Genomic DNA, 19713 nt, shown 5'->3' on the forward strand with positions numbered 1-19713 from the left:
ATTAACCATGCATAGCGACAATGTTAAAATTTTTTCCGGATCTTCGAATCCGAAGCTTGCGGAAAGTATTTGTAAAGAGCTCGGCCAGCCGCTAGGACAAATTAAATTATCACGTTTCAAAAGCGGAGAAATTTATTGCCTTTACGAAGAAACGATTCGTAACTGCGACGTCTTCCTGGTACAAACCTTCTCCCATCCGATTAATGAGCATATGATGGAGCTTTTGGTCATGATGGATGCGGCGAAAAGAGCATCTGCAAAAACGATCAACCTTGTCATCCCTTACTATGGTTACTCTCGTCAAGAACGTAAAGCAGCTCCGCGTGAGCCGATTTCAGCTAAATTAGTCGCTGACTTGTTCGCTTCAGCAGGCGCAACTCGTGTTGTTACGATTGATCTCCATGCGCCAGCGATCCAAGGTTTCTTCAATATCCCTGTGGATCACCTAACAGCGCTTGATCTGATTAGTGATTGCATTAAAAGAAAAAATTTGCCTAACCCAATTATCGTTTCCCCAGATGCGGGACGTGCGACAACAGCTGAGAAAATGGCTAACATTCTCGATGCGCCTTTCGCTATGATGATCAAGAAGCGCCCTGAGCACAATGAATCCGTGATTACACACGTTATTGGGGATGTTGCAGGACGCACACCAATCATTATCGAGGATCTTATTGATACAGGTACAACGATCGTCAATGTTGTCGAAAGCCTTAAAGAACGCGGTGCGCTTGATGTCTACATCTGTGCGACACACCCTGTATTCTCTGGTCCAGCGCTGCAACGATTGGATCACCCGAGCATTAAAGAAGTTATCATTACGGATTCCATTGCCATTCCAGAGGGGCACTCTGATAAGTTTAATGTGCTTTCAGTAGCACCTTTATTGTCGGATGCGATTCGTATTATTACTGACGGTGGGTCTCTATCCTCCCTATTCAAATACGGCGGCGTATAGGTCCAAATCTTACCTTCGGATAATGTTTTTGGCTTCTTAGCGATCTATGGTATAATTTGAGTGTAATCAAATTGCCGGAGGTGTCTTGCTATGGAAAAGAAAAAGCGCAAATCCGAAGCGCCAAAACCTAAAGTTATTTCAATTAACATGGATGCCGCATTCTTTTTCGAGAGAGCGGTTCAATCTTTGGATCGGTTTCATTATGATAAGGCATTGAAATATTTCCGGCGGGCAGCAGAGTATGAGCAGGATAATCCTGTGAATCACTGCAATCTCGCAGGAGTTCTCTCCGAAGTGGGCAATTATGACGAGTCGAACCAAATTTTGCAGCATATCCTTGAAACCATTGATCCCGAGATGACAGAATGTCACTTTTATATGGCGAACAACTATGCCAACATGGAAAACTTCGAGCAGGCGGAACAGGCATTAGTTCGGTATTTGGAGAATGACCCGACAGGGCAATTCATGGACGAATCCGAAGAAATGATGGAAATGCTGAGCTACGAGCTTGATCGTCCCGCCCCTCTCACTAGCATCAAGAGTCGAGAAGGGCTGTTCGAGCATGATAAAGCCCGTGCGTTGCTCGAGGAAGGTAAGTTCGCAGAGGCCGTAAGGCAGTTAGAGAAGTTGGTGAAGAAGCAGCCTGACTTCACAGCGGCTCGCAACAATCTAGCACTGGCTTATTATTACATGGGCCAATTCGAGAAGGCGATGGAAACGATCCGCGAAGTGCTGGTTATTGATCCTGGTAATCTGCATGCACTTTGTAATATGGCGATATTCCATCAGCATTTCGGTAACAAGAAGGAATTGACAGAGCTGACTACACTGTTAGGCAAGACGTTTCCGTTTCAGCAAGAGCATGTGTTCAAGCTGGCGACGACAATGGGTATTCTTGCTCAGCATGAGAAAGCCTACCATCTGTTTAAGCGTCTATTGAAGGCGGGGGATGGGGGCACAGATCCTTGTTTGTACCATTATGCGGCTGTTGCTGCCTGCCATATCGGTCGTTTCGCTGAAGCGTACCGCTTGTGGAAGCAGGTTCAGAAGCTGGATCCAGGTGCTGAAATTTCGAAGTTCTACTTAGAGCAATTGCGGATAAGAGAGAAGTCGGCGCTTCCGCTTACTTGGAGCTATCACTATCATCTGCCGTTCGAGGAACAATTCCGTGCGCTTGAGAAATCGACACAAGGAATTCCTGATCAATTGAAAAAAGACCCGCTTGTGCGGTCATCCTTCTTCTGGGCTTTGCGACATGGTGACGTAGAAACGAAGCTTCAAGTGATTCAAGCCTTTGGCTTGATTGCGGACAACGAAGTGAGAGACGCTCTTCAGGTTTTCATTCTGGATCACAAAGAGGATGACTACTTGAAGAAGGTTGCCATCTTCGTTCTGCGAAGTATGGGTATTCGTGAGTCGCTTCCGGCGTATCTCGAAAATAAGGACATCATGGTAGAGGCTTCTCCGTACTCGCCTCATCTTCCCGTATGGGATGCAACCTGGCAGCGAGTGATGGAAACAGCGCTATCGCACATGCACAAGCGATACGATATGGTTCAACAGTATGACTTAGAAATTCTGTGGGTTGAATTTCTGACGAAAGTGTACCCGAACGTGCCTAAGATTCACAAATCTGCAGGCTGGGCAGCGGCGTTAGAATATTTGATTGCCAAGATGCACCGCCGTACGATTTCCTATCAGGAAGTAGCTACACGCTATGGCGTCACGGTTTCTACGGTCAGTCGACATGTGAAACATATCGACGATACCTGTGGATTGCGTGAGAAAATGGATGCGATTTTCAATAAGTTTACGAGTCTTTGATAGCCGAGCTTGATGCATCATGAAAGTCTCGGCTTTCATACATATAGATGAACGGACTGTTCTTGTCGTAAACGGCAGTGAGCAATCCGCTGATAATCACGCTCATTAAAGATAGCTTTCCTCAGGAAAGCACCTAGGAGGGAAATCATATGTATAAATCAGTCGTAGTAGGAACAGGGCCATCCGGTCTAACAGCAGCTATTTACTTGGCGCGTGCGAACCTAAGCCCACTTGTCATTGAAGGACCAGAACCAGGCGGACAGTTGACCACAACTACCGAAGTAGAGAACTTCCCAGGATTTCCCGAAGGGATTATGGGACCAGAATTAATGGAAAACATGCGCAAGCAGGCTGAACGCTTTGGCGCTGAATTCAAAACAGGTTGGGTTAATTCCGTTGAATTGACGAACCGCCCTTTTAAATTGCAAGTAGAAGGTCTAGGAGAAATCGAAACAGAAACCCTGATCATCTCAACGGGGGCTTCTGCTAGATTGCTTGGTATCACGAATGAGAAAGAAAACATTGGGCGCGGCGTAAGTACTTGTGCAACGTGTGATGGCTTCTTCTTCCGCGGCAAAAAGATTATCGTCGTTGGCGGCGGTGACTCTGCTATGGAAGAGGCTAACTTCCTGACTCGCTTTGCTTCAGAAGTACGTTTGGTTCATCGCCGTGATGAGCTTCGCGCATCCAAAATTATGCAAGACCGCGCTCGTGGAAATGAGAAGGTGAAGTGGTCACTGAATAACACGCCGTTAGAAGTTGTAGCGGGTGATAAAGGTGTTACTGGCCTTAAAGTGAAAAACAACCAAACAGGTGAAGATGAAGTCCTTGAAACAGACGGTATCTTCGTAGCGATCGGTCATACGCCGAATACGAAGTTCCTTGGTGGACAAATCGACACGGATGAGCATGGCTACATCGTCGTGAAGCCAGGAACAACAGAAACGAACATCCCAGGCGTATTCGCTTGTGGTGACGTGCAAGATACGAAGTACCGTCAGGCTATCACAGCTGCTGGAAGCGGATGTGCGGCAGCGTTGGAAGCTGAGAAGTTCCTTGAAGGCAACAGCGTACATGACTGGAGTATTTCCTTGTAAGTCCTTATGGCAATTAGTTAACGTGGAGGGCTACGCTTTCCACGTTTTCTCTTTTGACAGGGTGCGGATGAATCTTGACCTCCCGGCAGGGTTGTCTTATAGTGGGAACAGGAGCATAAGTAAACCCCACAAAGTGATGAGTTGCCTTCGAAGCATATTCCTTCCGCATTGAGCTTTGCTCGATCGGCGTTTAAACTTACCGCTAATTGCGGTCATACATCATGAATTGCTTCGATGGAGTTTAAACATTACTTTGCGGGGACCCCAGAATCTTTTTGAAAATTTTATGATTATTCATGAGGTGACCTTGTAATGTCCAATCAAATTTATATCGGTGTAGATCTAGGCGGCACGAATATTAAAGTGGGTATTTGTGATGAGCAAGGCAAGCTTCTTAAAACGTTAGAAGGTCCCACTTCACCTGAACTAGGTGCAGAGTCGGTCCTTGAGCGAATTGCGCAATATGTACGTCAAGTTGTCGAAGAATCCGACTATTCGTGGGAGCAAGTAGCTGGAATTGGCGCGGGGTTGGCTGGATTTATGGATATTCCAGAAGGCTTCGTGAAATTTTCACCGAACCTGCAATGGCATAACGTACCGGCGAAGAAGACGCTTGAAGCACTTCTGGGTAAACAAGTTAAAATTGATAACGATGCGAATGTAGCTGCCCTTGGCGAAGCTTGGTCTGGAGCAGGAGCGGGTATTCCGAACGTTGTATGTTATACACTTGGAACAGGTGTTGGCGGCGGTATCATCATTAACAGTAAAATTTATCAGGGTTCTGCCGGTATGGCTGGCGAACTTGGACATATGTCCATCGTACCTGACATTGAAGCGATTCAGTGCGGATGTGGTCAAATGGGTTGTCTTGAAACCGTTTCTTCCGCAACAGGTATTGTTCGCATGGCGAAGGAAGCAGTGGAGCGCGGCGAGCGTACATCCCTAGCCCTTCACGAGAAAATTGAAGCTAAGCATGTGTTTGATGATGCAAAAAGCGGAGATGAAGTAGCTTTGCGCATCGTGAATCGCGCGGCTTATTATATCGGACGTTCAATGGCAGCGCTGGCTGTTGTCATTAATCCTAAACGCTTTATTATCGGCGGTGGTGTTTCGAAGGCCGGGGAGATCCTGTTCCAACCGATTCGTGAAACGTTCATCAAATTTACACCAGAAGCTGCAGCTGAGGGCGTTGAGATTGTTGCTGCTACACTTGGTAATGATGCCGGTGTTGTTGGAGCTGCAGGATTGAATTTACGATAGAAGGCTAGACCGGGTTCGCAGATGTAGATAAGAGAAGCTGATCTGCGAAAGCACCCCAAAGGAAGGTGTCAGGCATGGAAGAAAACCACCCTTTAGCGAAACTGGTCATTATTACAGGGATGTCGGGTGCAGGCAAGACAATAGCTGTTCAAAGCATGGAGGATCTAGGATTCTTCTGCGTTGACAACTTACCTCCCGTCCTGATTCCGAAGTTTGCTGAATTAATCGTGCAATCGATGGGTAAGATCGGCAAAGTCGCCTTGGTTATTGATTTGCGCGGACGTGAATTTTTCACTGCGCTCCAAGAGTCCTTACGATATATCCAAGAAAATTACACCCTTAGCTATGAAATTTTATTCCTAGACGCAACGGATGGGACGCTTGTTCAGCGGTACAAAGAGAGCCGTCGCCGTCATCCATTGGCACCAGACGGGGCGCCGCTTGAGGGAATAGGTCTTGAACGTAAGTTGCTGGAAGAACTCAAAGGTCTTGCGACGCAGGTAATTGACACTAGTAGCCTGAAACCGGTGCAGTTGAAGGAAAGAATCATTTCCCGGTTCACCAATCTAGAAGCTAATCGCATATCTATAAATGTAATCTCTTTCGGGTTCAAGTATGGTGTCCCTATTGACGCTGATCTAATCTTTGATGTGCGCTTCTTGCCTAATCCTCACTATGTGGAGCAACTGCGTCCGCAGACGGGTCAGGATCCAGATGTTTATGACTATGTGATGAAGTGGTCAGAGACGCAAGAATTCCTGACGAAGCTGCTCGATATGCTGAATTTCTTAATGCCTCAGTATAAGAAGGAAGGCAAGAGCCAGGTTGTTGTTGGTATAGGCTGCACAGGAGGCAAACATAGATCGGTTGCAATTACGGAATATCTAGGTAAAGTCATGGGGAACAGTGAGACTGAGACCGTGCGTCTAAGTCATCGAGATTCCGAGCGGGACCGTTTATAGACGGCTATGTGAGTAAGAGGGTGAAAGAAGTATGGAGCTTGGTCAATTACAACGTAAGCCCAGAATAGTCGTTATTGGCGGTGGAACAGGGCTCTCAGTTATGCTGAGAGGACTGAAAGAAAAGCCGGTTGATATCACAGCTATCGTGACCGTTGCAGACGATGGAGGAAGTTCCGGTATCTTGCGAAGTGAATTGCAAATGCCGCCTCCGGGGGATATTCGAAATGTGTTAACTTCGTTAGCTGACGTAGAGCCTTTGTTGTCTTTGATGCTTCAGTATCGATTTCAGAACGGTACAGGTTTAGCCGGACATAGTCTGGGAAATCTAATACTAGCGGCATTGACAGATATTACAGGTGATTTTGTTACTGCCGTGCAAGAAATGAATCGCGTGTTTGCTGTTCGCGGGAGAGTGCTCCCGGCTTCGAATCAAGCCATCGTGTTGAAAGCCATTATGGAGGACGGGACTTTAGTTGTCGGGGAGTCCAAAATTCCGAAGGCCGATGGACGGATCAAGAAAGTATTCATTGAACCGGCGGGGGTAACACCACTCACAGAAGCCGTTCAAGCGATACGCGAAGCAGATGCTATCTTGTGCGGTCCTGGCAGTTTATATACAAGTTTGCTGCCGAATTTGCTTGTTCCAGGGATTGCTAAGGAGATCGTGGCGTCGAATGCTGTAAAATTGTTCATATGTAATGTCATGACACAACCAGGCGAAACCGATGATTATTCTGTGAGCGATCATTTGGATGCGATTTATGATCATTTAGGTCAGCATTTGTTTGATTATGTGATCGTGAATAATGGTGAAATTCCACCTCAGGTGCAAGCCAAGTATGCGGAAAAAGGTTCAAAAGCGGTTCATTTAGATTTGGATGAAGTGATGAAAAGAGGATATCGGGTTATTGCAGATCGACTTGTTTTATTCCGTACCTATCTTCGTCATGATGCAGAGAAATTGAGTGACCATATCTATCAGCTCGTCGAAAGCTGGCTGTTAAGGAAGAAGTGAGTCCCTTGTCCTTTGCGGCAACAACCAAAAAAGAATTAACGTTAATTAATGATTCGGAGGCATGCTGTGAAAAAGCGGAGCTGTCTGCGCTCATTCGAATGAATGGCGCTGTTCAGTTAACGAGCCAACGTGTCGTGTTGGATGTATCCACGGAGAACGCAGCGATTGCTCGGCGAATTTACTCGCTGATCAAGAAGACGTATAATACACACACGGAGCTGCTCGTGCGTAAGAAAATGCGTCTAAAGAAGAATAATGTGTACATTGTAAGGGTACCTGGTCAAGTACAGGAGCTGCTCAGTGATTTGAAGATCGTCTCGGAGGGTTTTATTTTTACGACGGGGATTAACAAGGACATTATTCGCGGCAATTGCTGCAAGCGTGCTTATCTTCGAGGAGCCTTCATGGCTGGCGGTTCTGTCAATAATCCGGAGGGATCTTCCTACCATTTGGAAATTGCTTCGATTTATGAAGAACACTGTAAAGCTTTAACACAGCTTGCGAATAAGTTTGACTTGAACGCCCGATTCATTGAACGTAAGAAAGGGTTCGTGCTGTATATCAAGGAAGGCGAGAAAATTATCGAGTTTCTCAATATCATTGGGGCTCATCAGGCGCTGTTGCGTTTCGAGGATGTCCGGATTATGAAGGATATGAGGAATTCCGTTAATCGCATCGTGAACTGTGAAACGGCGAACTTGAATAAAACGATCGGGGCAGCCGTCAGACAAATCGAAAATATTCGATTGTTGCAGCGGGAGATCGGTCTAGATAGCTTGCCTGAGAAGTTAAGAGAGGTTGCGGAGATTAGACTTGCGCATCCTGACTTGAATTTGAAGGAAGTTGGAGACATGCTTTCGGGCAGTGTCAGCAAGTCAGGTGTGAATCATCGCCTGCGGAAAATAGACGAATTAGCCGAAAAACACCGAAATTCGTAGATAAGTCCGGGCTGTACAACGCTTGTATAAGTTTTTCGCATTTTTTCTAGTGTACTTGAAGGAAAAATGCTATAATGTTAAAACATAAGGTAAACGCTGTTATTAATAGTAATCCATATAAGCTCCACACTAGGGGGAATTAGTTCCATGTCCAGACGTCCAGTCGTTGTGAAGTTGAGAACAGGACTTCATGCCAGACCTGCGGCATTGTTTGTTCAAGAGGCGAATAAGTTTTCATCGGAGATCTTTGTTGAGAAAGATGAGAAGAAAGTGAATGCAAAGAGCATCATGGGAATTATGAGTCTTGCGATCAGCACAGGGACCGAAGTCTTCATAAGTGCAGAAGGTTCGGATGCAGAGCAGGCTGTAAACGCTTTAGTCACATTAGTCAGTAAGGAAGAGTTGGAAAACCAATAATCCTTTAAAAGCCTACCTTTCGAGGGGGCTTTTTTGCATTGTGTATGGCTGAATCACAATCGTGCTAAAAGTGTCAAAATTGTTAACAATTAGTGGCATGGAGCAACCTTTTCCAATTGATTACGTCTAATAGACGTGGTCGTGATGGATAAGGCTATTTGTATTTCCAAATAGCGCCCCTATCCCAAGATTGAAGAAGGAGCCGAAGTGAAATGAACGTAGTAAAGAAAGAAATGATTGCCCTACTGGCGTTACTCGTATTTCTAGTCAGTACGATAACAGCACCAGCCGCACATGCGGTATCAACGAGCTCGTCCTTTATTTTACTTTATATTGATAAGTCAGAAGCATTCGTAAATCAGGAGCAGATCCATCTTGAATCTCCATCTACCATTATTGATGGAAGCACCTTCGTCCCAGCCAAATTCTTGGGTGATACATTAGGATTTCAAGTAGAGTGGAACGATTTATCCCGTACGATTCAAATGGCGCCTCCAGGTTATAACATTGTTCTTGATTCCGATCATAAGACGGTGACAACAAATGGGGTGGATGTACCCTTTAATTCCGTAGCCGCTATCGTTAATGGCAAATTGCTTGTGAAGCTGACATGGTTAGCAGATTATATGGGTGCAAAGTACACTTATAACAGCGAACTAAGACGTGTAGAGATCGTGCATTTTAAGGCGCCTGAGGGCATCTACATCGATCAAGACAGCAATTCTCGTCCAGTGGCCAAGTTTGCTACTGCGAAGCCTACCTACAGGCTTGGCGAGCCTGTTAAGTATTTGGATTTGAGTTATGATCCAGATGCAGAAGGTATCGTATCCTTCGATTGGACAGGTAAACAAGAGGCATACTTCAAAGCTGGCCAATATCCAGTAACCTTAACGGTTAAGGATGGTCATGGGCATGTGAGTAAATTGTTCAAAAGCTTTGTGAACGTTGTTAATGAACCGTATTTGTCGGAAGTCGAGTATCCGATTTATATGAAACCGGTTGGCGGATTCATCAAAACGAACTGGACGACCATCTGGTCACATTTTAATGAGTTGCCAATGCTTCCGAAAGACGTGAAAGAAGTACAAGGGCGCACGCTGCTTGTGAGTGATAGCCCGGAAGAGTTCACATCGAGCGGTATTCTGTACCAAGACAATATTAATGGTAAAGCGCGTTTGTACGCGGATCATATCAATGGCACGCAAAAGAAGATGACGTTTGCCATCTTTGCAACTAATAACACAGACAAACCGATTACAATCAAAACGACGAATAAAGGTGAAGTATATCCTTCTGTTTATGCGAACTTGATTGGCAGCGAAGCGTCGGTTGATTTCCTTCTAAACAACGTGTACACGGAAGAGATGACGGTTCTGCCTCATGCAAGCTATGTGTATGCGAAACTACCTGAATTCTATCCAGGTCAAGGTGTGAATTTGTTCTATGATGTCGAAACAAACGGCGAGCTGCAAATGTCCTTTATCGCAACGGAGAAAATGCTGACGCCAACGACGGTGAAGGAGTTGCCTCTACTCTCCTTTAACGGTCATGTACGCGGTACTTTCCCCGTTTCGGAGATTGAATGGAAAATTGATGCCACAAGCTTCACCAAAGCCTCCGTGTTAACGATCGGAGATAATAAGACAGATCCATTCGTCAAAGGCTACGACGTGATGCGTAAGCAAGTCGTGGAGAATGGTGGGAATTATGGCGTAGTCTATAAAATCCATGCAGATAAGCCGCGCAAAATGGCTGTCATGATCATGGCTAGAGGCGGCGTGTTCAAGGGACCGTTTAAAATCAATGGTGAAATCATTCCTGTACCGTATTCTGGTGTCATTACGGCCTTCGATGGCTTGGAAGTATTAGCACGTACAACTGGTACCGAAGATGCCTTAGATATCGAGTTCACGCCTCCAGCGGGCTCAGCGTTTCCGATTGATTTGATCTTCTACCCATTGGAAGATAAGAAATGAGAAAAACTTCTATCGAAGTACTTCGAGGAAGAGCGACCGCGTTTTAAATGTAGTTTTTATCGCCAATAAGAATTTGATTTTGCGTGTATCGGAAACTTAGAAATTCTTATGTGGAGATTAAAAAAACCAGCCGAACATCAACGCTCATGCGAGCAATGTTGTTCAGGCTGGTTTTTTCATGTATGAAATGATTAGACGCGCTCGATGACTTTATCGATGAGTCCGTATTCGGCTGCTTCTTTAGCACTCATGAAGTTATCACGGTCTGTATCCTTCTCGATACGCTCGAACGTTTGTCCAGTGCGCTCAGCTAGGATCTTGTTCAGGTTATCTCTCATTTTCAAAATACGCTTCGCGCGAATCTCGATGTCGGAGGCTTGACCTTCTGCGCCGCCAAGCGGTTGGTGAATCATGACTTCGCTGTTTGGAAGCGCGTAACGCTTGCCTTTGGCACCAGCTGTGAGCAAGAAGGCACCCATCGAAGCGGCCATACCTACACAGATCGTGGATACGTCTGGTTTGATGAACTGCATCGTGTCGAAGATCGCCATGCCGGCTGTGATGGAGCCCCCTGGGCTGTTAATGTAAAGCGAGATATCTTTATCAGGATCTTGTGCGGCCAAGAAGAGCAACTGAGCAATGATGGAATTCGCCACAACATCGTTGACACCCGTGCCTAAGAATATAATGCGGTCCTTTAGCAAGCGAGAGTAGATGTCATATCCTCTTTCACCGCGCGCGTCTTGTTCGACGACCATAGGAATAAAACTCATGAGAATGACCTCCTTGGGGTTGGGTTACCTACTATTGGGTACATACTATTTACAGTATCTACAAGTATGATAACGAAAAAACGTCTGAAGGTCAAGAAAGGTCAAACTAAACACAAAAAAAAGCAGCTTCAGAGCTGATTTGGCGATTAAACCTTAACTCATGTAGCTGATTTGTTGGACGCGCCCGAAAGGAATCGAACCTTTATCTCAGGCTTCGGAGGCCTACGTCATATCCATTGGACCACGGGCGCATAGTTTAGAAAAAGTGAAGCAAGGGTTATTATAAGTCAGCTTTCCATAAAAAGCAAGGAGGTAAGCCCTTACAGGGCTATTTGGAGAAAAATGTTTGAACAAATGTTGAATGTTGAGTTGGAAATGGTTATAATAAGAACTGTAAATGAGAAATGAAATATGGAATTGCGCAAGGAACTTTTTTTTCACCCAGGTGGGACACAAAATGTATACCTGGGACAAAAAACGTCCTACTTTGGATCGGGAGCGTTGGAAGTCGTCCTATGAGAGAGATTCTAGACATTCAGAAACAGCTCATGCCTGATCTTATGGACATCATGAAGAAACGCTACTCGATTCTGCAACACATCTTGGTTTCCGGTGTTGTCGGACGAAGGACGTTAGCGTCCTCACTCGACATGACGGAGCGCGTACTCCGCGGTGAAGTCGATTTCCTGAAGGAGCTAGGGCTTCTGGAATCGGACGCAAGCGGTATGAAGATCAGCGAGTCTGGTCGTCAGCTGCTGGAAGATATGCAGCCGATCATTAAGATGGCGTTTGGCTTGACAGATTTGGAAGACAGCATTGCCAAAGCTTTTCACATCTCCCATGTGATTATCGTCCCTGGGGATTCAGATACTTCGGTATTTACGAAGAAGGAGCTTGGGCGCGCTGGTGCGGCCGCCTTACGTAAATATGTTGCCAAAGATGATATCATCGCGGTAACAGGTGGATCAACCATGGCTCAGATCGCTAATAACCTAGCCATCTCGTCTTCGATGAAAGGTAGTTGGTTCGTTCCTGCACGTGGAGGACTTGGTGAAAGTGTGGATATGCAAGCGAATACGATTGCTTCCATTATGGCCAAGAAAACTGGTGGGAAATACAGGCTGCTGCATGTGCCAGATCATCTTGGGGAAGAGGCGTATCAATCGCTGATTCAAGATCCACAGATTCAGGAAGTTGTGAACGCGGTGCGCAGTTGTCGCATTGTTGTACATGGTATCGGAGATGCTATGGTCATGGCACGCAGACGTAAGGTAGATAGTGATACTACAGGCAGTCTGAGAGCTGATGGTGCACTTGCTGAGGCGCTTGGATATTATTTTGACCGCCAAGGAAATGTGGTTCATAAGATGCCGACAGTCGGACTTAGACTGGAAGATCTGCAGCGTGTTGAGGTTGTGATTGGTGTTGCTGGCGGGAAGAGCAAGGGGGAAGCGATCGCTTCTGTACTGCGACATGGGCAAGAAGATGTACTTGTTACAGATGAAGCAGCTGCCTTAGAAATTATGAAACATGTATAGCATGAAGTTGCCATCATAACGTATGCCATTCATGGCTGCGTTTTGAAATATAATATTTATGTAATCTTAGGAGGAAATGACTATGACAACAAAAGTAGGTATTAACGGTTTCGGACGTATTGGTCGTAACGTATTCCGCGCAGCATTGAACAACGAAGATGTACAAATCGTAGCAGTTAACGATTTGACAGACGTTAAAACTTTGGCGCACTTGCTCAAATATGACACTACTCACGGTAAACTAGACGCTACAGTTGAAGCTGGTGAAGGTGAATTGATCGTTAACGGTCGTTCCATCAAGGTTTTTGCTGAGCGTGACCCTGGGAACCTGCCTTGGGCATCTGTAGGCGCTGAAATCGTAATCGAGTCCACTGGTATTTTCACAGCGAAAGAAAAAGCAGCTCTTCACTTGAAAGGTGGAGCTAAGAAAGTTATCATTTCCGCTCCTGCTTCCGACGAAGATATCACAATCGTACTTGGTGTTAACGAAGACAAATACGATCCAGCTGCACACACAATCATCTCCAATGCTTCATGTACTACGAACTGTCTAGCTCCTTTCGCGAAAGTTATCAACGATAGCTTCGGAATCGTAAAAGGTATGATGACAACAGTTCACTCGTACACAAATGACCAATCCGTTCTTGACGTTCCACATAAAGACCTTCGTCGCGCGCGTGCAGCAGCTGAGAACATCATTCCTTCCAGCACTGGCGCAGCAAAAGCAATCGGTCTAGTTCTTCCTGAGCTTAAAGGCAAATTGAACGGTATGGCTATGCGTGTTCCTACACCTAACGTTTCCGTAACTGATTTGGTTGTTGAGCTTAAAGTTAACGTAACTGTTGACGAAGTAAACGCAGCTTTGAAAGCAGCTTCCGAAGGCCCTCTTAAAGGCATTCTGAACTACACAGAAGATGCACTTGTATCCAGCGACTTCAATGGTGACCCAGCTTCTTCCACAATCGACGCATTGTCCACAATGGTAGTTGGCGACAACATGTTGAAAGTTGTTTCCTGGTACGATAACGAGTGGGGTTACTCCAACCGCGTTGTTGACTTGGTAGCTTTCATCGCGAAAAAAGGTCTGTAATTTCATAATTCATCAATTGGAAAACCACATGAAGGGGAGAAGCGATTCTCCTCTTTATGTGCGATTTACCCTGTAAAAGGATAGAACCGGAAGAAACCATACACGCCAGAGCTTATGCTTACGAAGATAGTTTTACTAAAGCAAAACTTTTAGGAGGCTTTTACGATGAATAAGAAAAGTGTTCGCGATGTTGAAGTAGCTGGTAAGAGAGTATTTGTTCGCGTTGATTTCAACGTGCCTGTAGAAAACGGACAAATTACGGACGATACACGTATCAGAGAAACGCTTCCTACGATTAAATTCTTAGTAGAAAAAGGCGCTAAAGTTATTCTTGCTGCTCATTTTGGTCGTCCAAACGGTCAAGTGGTGGAAGAGCTTCGTTTAACACCAGTTGCTGCAAAATTGGCTGAACTTCTTGGTCAAAACGTGATCAAAGCGGATCAATCCGTTGGTGAAATCGTGAAAGCACAAGTCGATGCGCTTGAAAATGGCGATGTTCTATTGCTTGAAAACGTTCGTTTCAATGAAGGTGAAGAGAAGAATGATCCAGAGTTGGCAAAAGCATTCGCTGACCTCGCGGATCTGTTCGTAAATGATGCATTCGGTGCTGCTCACCGTGCACACGCTTCGACTTCAGGGATCGCGGCATACATTCCAGCTGTTTCCGGTCTTTTGATGGAGAAAGAGCTTGATGTTCTTGGTAAAGCACTGAACAACCCAGAGCGTCCTTTCACAGCTATCGTTGGTGGATCCAAAGTAAAAGACAAAATCGCTGTCATTGAAAACCTCCTGAACATTGCAGACAACGTCTTGATTGGTGGCGGTCTGTCCTATACATTCTTGAAAGCACAAGGCTATGAAGTCGGTAAATCACTTCTGGACAATTCGAAGCTTGATCTAGCGCTTAGCTTTATTGCGAAAGCAAAAGAAAAAGGTGTAAACTTCCTGCTTCCGGTGGATATCGTTGTTGCTGACAAATTCGGTGCAGATGCAAACGTGCAAATCGTTGACATTGATAGCATTCCTGCGGATTGGGAAGGCATTGACATTGGACCGAAAACGCGTGAGCTTTATGCAGACGTTATAGCGAAGTCCAAACTAGTTGTTTGGAACGGACCGATGGGCGTATTCGAAATCGAGCCCTTCTCCCACGGTACACGTGCAGTAGCACAAGCTTGTGCGACAACTGAAGGTTACACAGTTATCGGTGGCGGTGATTCCGCTGCAGCAACTGAGAAATTCCATTTGGCTGAGCAAATGAACCACATGTCCACAGGCGGCGGCGCTTCCTTGGAGTTCATGGAAGGTAAAGCATTGCCAGGCGTAGTAGCGCTTAACGACAAATAAGAAATTATTTTTCATAAAAGGAGCCCTAATTCATGAGTAGAACACCGATTATTGCGGGTAACTGGAAAATGTTCAAAACCGTTTCTGAAGCAATCAGCTTCGTGAACGAAGTAAAAGGCAGCACAGTAGAAGGCGTGGAGAGCGTTATTTGCTCCCCTTTCACAAACCTTCCTGCTCTTGTTGAAGCTACAAAAGGTACGGACGTTCACGTTGGCGCACAAAACCTTCACTTTGAAGATAATGGCGCGTTCACAGGCGAAATCAGCGGTGTGATGCTGAAAGACCTTGGCGTTGAGTATGTCATCATTGGTCACTCAGAGCGTAGAGCTTACTTCGCTGAGTCCGACGAGATCGTGAACAAGAAAGTCGTTGCGGCTTTCAAACATGGCTTGAAACCAATTCTTTGCGTAGGCGAGAAATTGGAAGAGCGTGAAGCGGGTCAAACGAAAGAAGTTTGCAAAGTACAAACAGAAGCAGCTTTCGCTGGTTTGAGTGCAGAGCAAGCGGCGCAAGTCGTTATCGCTTACGAGCCAATCTGGGCAATCGGAACGGGCAAATCTTCAACAGCTGAAGATGCACAAGACGTGATCGGTTACATCCGTACATTGGTAAGTGGTCTTTATGGCGCAGCAGTGGCGGATAGCGTTCGTATCCAATACGGCGGCAGCGTGAAGCCTAACAACATTGCTGAGTACATGGCACAGCCTGACATCGACGGCGCACTTGTAGGTGGAGCGAGCTTAGAGTCCGCTTCCTACATTCAACTCGTCCAGGGGGCGAAGTAACATGTCCAGACCGAAACCGGTAGCACTCATCATTCTCGATGGCTTCGGACTCCGCTCGGAAGAGCAGGGGAATGCGGTTGCTCATGCCAAAAAGCCTAACTATGACCGTTACTGGTCTACATTTCCTCATACAACCCTCACTGCTTGCGGTGAGGCTGTAGGTTTGCCAGAAGGGCAGATGGGGAATTCTGAAGTAGGACACTTGAACATCGGCGCGGGCCGTACTGTGTATCAGGATCTGACACGGATTTCGAAATCGATTCGTGATGGTGAATTTTACGACAATGAAACGATTCTAGGCGCTGTGCGTCATGCCAAAGAAAACGGCAAGAAGCTTCACCTGTACGGTTTGCTTTCTGACGGCGGCGTGCACAGTCACATTCAGCATTTGTTTGCTCTATTGGAATTAGCGAAGAAAGAAGAGTTCAATGAAGTCTACATCCACGCATTCCTGGATGGCCGCGACGTGGCTCCGGATTCTGCGAAGGGGTACATGGAACAGCTGTTGAATAAAATCAAAGAAGTCGGCGTAGGCAAAATTGCGACTGTACAAGGCCGCTATTATGCGATGGACCGCGACAAACGCTGGGAGCGTACGGAGAAATCCTACCGCGCCATGGTGTATGGCGATGGACCAACCTACACGGATCCAATGAAAGCGATCGTTGAATCTTACGAGAAATCCGTTTACGATGAGTTCGTTATGCCAACGGTTATCGTTGGTGATGACGGCAAACCGGTAGGACTTGTAGAATCAGGCGATGCGGTAATCTTCTTTAACTTCCGTCCTGACCGTGCGATTCAGCTGTCCCAAGTCTTCACGAATGAAGACTTCCGCGGCTTTGATCGTGGTCCTAAAGTAGCTAAGAACCTCTACTACGTGTGTCTGACGCTGTTTAGCGAGTCCGTAGACGGTTTCGTAGCCTACAAACCGAAGGATCTCGACAACACGCTGGGCGAGGTGTTGGCTCAGAATGGTCTAACGCAGCTTCGCGCTGCTGAGACTGAGAAGTATCCGCATGTAACTTTCTTCTTCAGCGGTGGTCGGGATGCCGAATTGCCAGGTGAAACTCGCCTTCTGATTCCTTCCCCGAAAGTTGCGACGTACGATTTGCAACCGGAGATGAGCGCATACGAATTAGCGGAAGCAGTCGTGAAAGAAGTAGAAGCTGAGCGTCATGACGTGATCATTTTGAACTTCGCGAACCCTGACATGGTAGGTCATTCTGGATTGCTTGAGCCAACGGTAAAAGCGATCGAAGCGACAGACGAGTGTCTTGGTAAAGTTGTCGAAGCGATTCTAGCCAAAGGTGGCGTAGTCTGCATCACAGCGGATCACGGCAACGCGGATGTGGTTACGAATGCAGACGGTTCACGCAACACAGCGCATACAACGAATCCTGTGCCTTTTATTGTGACGGACAAATCTGTTACACTAAGAGACGGCGGTATTCTGGCAGATATTGCACCAACAATGCTAGACTTCTTAGAAGTGAAGCAACCAGAGCAAATGACGGGTGCAACAATTCTAAAAAAATAACTTATATTATTGAAGGAGTGTTTTATCACAATGACAATTATTTCTGATGTTTACGCACGCGAAGTATTGGATTCCCGCGGTAACCCAACGGTTGAAGTAGAAGTATACCTAGAGTCCGGCGCATTCGGCCGTGCTATCGTCCCTTCAGGCGCTTCTACAGGCGCATACGAGGCTGTTGAGCTTCGTGATGGTGACAAAGGTCGTTACCTTGGTAAAGGCGTTCTGAAAGCTGTTGAGAACGTAAATGAAATCATCGCTCCTGAAATCATCGGTCTAGACGCACTTGATCAAGTTGGCATCGACAACAAAATGATCGAGCTTGACGGTACTCCTAACAAAGCTAAACTGGGTGCTAACGCAATTCTAGCTGTTTCCATGGCTGTTGCTCGCGCAGCTGCTGACGCTTTGGACGTGCCATTGTACGTTTACCTTGGTGGATTCAACGCCAAAACTCTTCCAGTTCCAATGATGAACATCATCAACGGTGGGGCACATGCCGACAACAACGTTGACGTTCAAGAGTTCATGGTTCTGCCAGTTGGCGCTCCAACATTCAAAGAAGCTCTTCGCATCGGCGCTGAGATTTTCCATAGCTTGAAATCCGTATTGAAAGAAAAAGGCCTTAACACAGCAGTTGGCGACGAAGGCGGATTCGCTCCTAACTTCAAATCAAATGAAGAAGCAATCACTACAATCCTTACAGCTATCGAAAACGCTGGTTACAAACCAGGTGTTGACGTATTCTTGGGTATGGACGTTGCTTCCACTGAGTTCTTCAAAGATGGTAAATATCACCTTGAAGGCGAAGGCAAATCCTTCACATCCGCTGAGTGGGTTGACTTCTTGGCTGCATGGGTTGATAAATACCCAATCATCACTGTTGAAGATGGTTGCTCCGAAGACGATTGGGAAGGTTGGAAATTGCTTACTGAGAAATTGGGTAACAAAATTCAACTCGTTGGTGATGACTTGTTCGTTACGAACACGGAGCGTCTATCCCGCGGAATCGAAGAAAACATCGGTAACTCCATCTTGGTTAAAGTTAACCAAATCGGTACGCTTACTGAGACTTTTGATGCGATCGAAATGGCAAAACGCGCTGGTTACACAGCAGTTATCTCCCACCGTTCCGGTGAGAGCGAAGACAGCACAATCGCTGATATCGCTGTTGCTACTAACGCTGGTCAAATCAAAACAGGTGCTCCGTCCCGTACGGACCGTGTAGCGAAATACAACCAACTTCTTCGTATCGAAGACGAGTTGTTCACTGTAGCTCAATACGCTGGTAAAAAAGCATTCTACAACTTGAGAAACTTCAAGTAATAAGATCCGTATGTAACTATATGGCGGGCAGGTGGCTTACACCTGCCCGTTTTGGCGTATAATGGGGTAAAGTCGTCTGATGCAATGGAGGTTATGCTTTTGAGCAACTGGGTAAAAACGATCCTGTTCCTAATAGGCTCCGCAGTGCTCACGCACTGGATTCCTTCTTCATTTTTTCGGAACCTGGACACGATGGTACATGAGTTCGGGCATGCAGTTGCGACACTTGCGCTGTCCGGCAAAGTCATGTACATCGAGCTGTACAGGGACCACAGCGGCGTCACTTACTCGTCCATGACTAAGTCATGGGCCATTATCCCAGTCTCGCTGGCGGGTTATATGACCGCCTCGCTGTTTGCTTGGTTTTTGTTCTCGGCTTACGCCAGAGGTAAGCAGCGGCTGGGGCTGCAGGTGATGACGGCGCTGTCTGCGCTGTCACTCGTACTATTCGTACGGAACAGCTTTGGCGTTACGTTCCTGCTCGGTTTTATTCTCTTGACCGTGCTGGCTTTGGCGCTTGCGCCGAAGTGGCTGCGCGATTTCTATTACCTGCTGCTGGCGTTCTTATGCCTGGAGGAGTCGGTATTCGGCCCAGGGTCCTTAATCGTATATGCTTTGCAAAACAGCCGGGGTGCTGGTGATGCGAGTAATTTGGCCAACCACACAGGGATACCCGCCATTGTGTGGGCGATCGGGTTTACGTTGTTCGCACTATGGTGTGCGAAGCAAGCGGTGCAGGCCTTCCTCGGGCGCAAAAAAGGAGCGCAGCGCTCTACTAGATCTACCGCAATGTCATATCGCGACTAGGTCGGCACACAATAAGCGGCAGCCTGGACTGAGAACATAGTCCTAGGCTGCCGCTGTTTT

Annotated in this window: 17 protein-coding genes and 1 tRNA gene; 16 read left to right on the forward strand and 2 right to left on the reverse strand. The window is 46.4% G+C overall.

Annotated elements, in window-relative coordinates:
• The first annotated feature begins 7 nt into the window (after positions 1 to 7).
• From ACSQ8P_RS01365 to ACSQ8P_RS01405, 9 genes are all read left to right on the forward strand, one after another.
• On the forward strand, positions 8 to 958 hold the full coding sequence (locus ACSQ8P_RS01365) for a ribose-phosphate diphosphokinase (protein WP_436233560.1): 951 nt from the start codon (positions 8 to 10) through the stop codon (positions 956 to 958).
• Positions 959 to 1048: 90 nt separating this feature from the next.
• Complete coding sequence (locus tag ACSQ8P_RS01370; RefSeq protein ID WP_436233561.1) at positions 1049 to 2785, forward strand: tetratricopeptide repeat protein; 1737 nt, start codon at positions 1049 to 1051, stop codon at positions 2783 to 2785.
• 149 nt (positions 2786 to 2934) lie between these two features.
• Complete coding sequence (gene trxB / locus ACSQ8P_RS01375) at positions 2935 to 3882, forward strand: thioredoxin-disulfide reductase (protein ID WP_436233562.1); 948 nt, start codon at positions 2935 to 2937, stop codon at positions 3880 to 3882.
• A 312-nt stretch (positions 3883 to 4194) separates the two neighbouring features.
• A complete protein-coding gene (locus ACSQ8P_RS01380) occupies positions 4195 to 5142 on the forward strand; it encodes an ROK family glucokinase (protein WP_436233563.1) in 948 nt (315 codons plus the stop codon).
• Between the two features lie 74 nt (positions 5143 to 5216).
• Entirely contained in the window at positions 5217 to 6104 is an 888-nt protein-coding gene (gene rapZ / locus ACSQ8P_RS01385) for an RNase adapter RapZ (RefSeq protein WP_057310218.1), read from the forward strand.
• 31 nt (positions 6105 to 6135) lie between these two features.
• Positions 6136 to 7119, forward strand: coding sequence for a gluconeogenesis factor YvcK family protein (locus ACSQ8P_RS01390; RefSeq protein WP_436233564.1), 984 nt, complete (start codon positions 6136 to 6138; stop codon positions 7117 to 7119).
• Positions 7120 to 7124: 5 nt separating this feature from the next.
• Positions 7125 to 8057, forward strand: a complete 933-nt coding sequence (whiA, locus tag ACSQ8P_RS01395; RefSeq protein ID WP_436239428.1) for a DNA-binding protein WhiA — start codon at positions 7125 to 7127, stop codon at positions 8055 to 8057.
• Between the two features lie 147 nt (positions 8058 to 8204).
• On the forward strand, positions 8205 to 8474 hold the full coding sequence (locus ACSQ8P_RS01400; protein ID WP_028555561.1) for an HPr family phosphocarrier protein: 270 nt from the start codon (positions 8205 to 8207) through the stop codon (positions 8472 to 8474).
• Positions 8475 to 8686: 212 nt separating this feature from the next.
• On the forward strand, positions 8687 to 10450 hold the full coding sequence (locus tag ACSQ8P_RS01405) for a stalk domain-containing protein (RefSeq protein ID WP_436233565.1): 1764 nt from the start codon (positions 8687 to 8689) through the stop codon (positions 10448 to 10450).
• Between the two features lie 191 nt (positions 10451 to 10641).
• Here the strand turns inward: ACSQ8P_RS01405 and clpP are convergent, their stop codons facing one another.
• Positions 10642 to 11223, reverse strand: a complete 582-nt coding sequence (clpP, locus tag ACSQ8P_RS01410) for an ATP-dependent Clp endopeptidase proteolytic subunit ClpP (RefSeq protein WP_236292869.1) — start codon at positions 11221 to 11223, stop codon at positions 10642 to 10644.
• Between the two features lie 179 nt (positions 11224 to 11402).
• Positions 11403 to 11474: transfer RNA gene (locus ACSQ8P_RS01415), tRNA-Arg, on the reverse strand.
• Between the two features lie 264 nt (positions 11475 to 11738).
• Here ACSQ8P_RS01415 and ACSQ8P_RS01420 point away from each other — a divergent pair.
• The 7 genes from ACSQ8P_RS01420 (at position 11739) to ACSQ8P_RS01450 (ending at position 19653) form a co-directional block, all read left to right on the forward strand.
• Positions 11739 to 12761, forward strand: coding sequence for a sugar-binding transcriptional regulator (locus ACSQ8P_RS01420; protein ID WP_436233566.1), 1023 nt, complete (start codon positions 11739 to 11741; stop codon positions 12759 to 12761).
• Between the two features lie 82 nt (positions 12762 to 12843).
• Entirely contained in the window at positions 12844 to 13851 is a 1008-nt protein-coding gene (gene gap, locus ACSQ8P_RS01425) for a type I glyceraldehyde-3-phosphate dehydrogenase (protein WP_436233567.1), read from the forward strand.
• 165 nt (positions 13852 to 14016) lie between these two features.
• Positions 14017 to 15198, forward strand: a complete 1182-nt coding sequence (locus ACSQ8P_RS01430) for a phosphoglycerate kinase (protein ID WP_028555556.1) — start codon at positions 14017 to 14019, stop codon at positions 15196 to 15198.
• Between the two features lie 32 nt (positions 15199 to 15230).
• Positions 15231 to 15983, forward strand: a complete 753-nt coding sequence (gene tpiA, locus ACSQ8P_RS01435; protein WP_436233568.1) for a triose-phosphate isomerase — start codon at positions 15231 to 15233, stop codon at positions 15981 to 15983.
• A gap of 1 nt (position 15984) precedes the next feature.
• The gene (gene gpmI, locus ACSQ8P_RS01440; RefSeq protein ID WP_436233569.1) at positions 15985 to 17523 is read left to right on the forward strand and encodes a 2,3-bisphosphoglycerate-independent phosphoglycerate mutase; all 1539 of its coding nucleotides are present in this window, start codon (positions 15985 to 15987) and stop codon (positions 17521 to 17523) included.
• 30 nt (positions 17524 to 17553) lie between these two features.
• A complete protein-coding gene (gene eno, locus ACSQ8P_RS01445; protein ID WP_056611239.1) occupies positions 17554 to 18846 on the forward strand; it encodes a phosphopyruvate hydratase in 1293 nt (430 codons plus the stop codon).
• A 99-nt stretch (positions 18847 to 18945) separates the two neighbouring features.
• Positions 18946 to 19653 carry a M50 family metallopeptidase gene (locus ACSQ8P_RS01450; RefSeq protein ID WP_436233570.1) on the forward strand — a complete coding sequence of 236 codons (708 nt, stop codon included), beginning with the start codon at positions 18946 to 18948 and terminating at the stop codon, positions 19651 to 19653.
• Positions 19654 to 19713: the final 60 nt, after the last annotated feature.

The organism is Paenibacillus sp. LjRoot153, assembly GCF_964253085.1.
Lineage (GTDB): Bacteria > Bacillota > Bacilli > Paenibacillales > NBRC-103111 > Paenibacillus_E.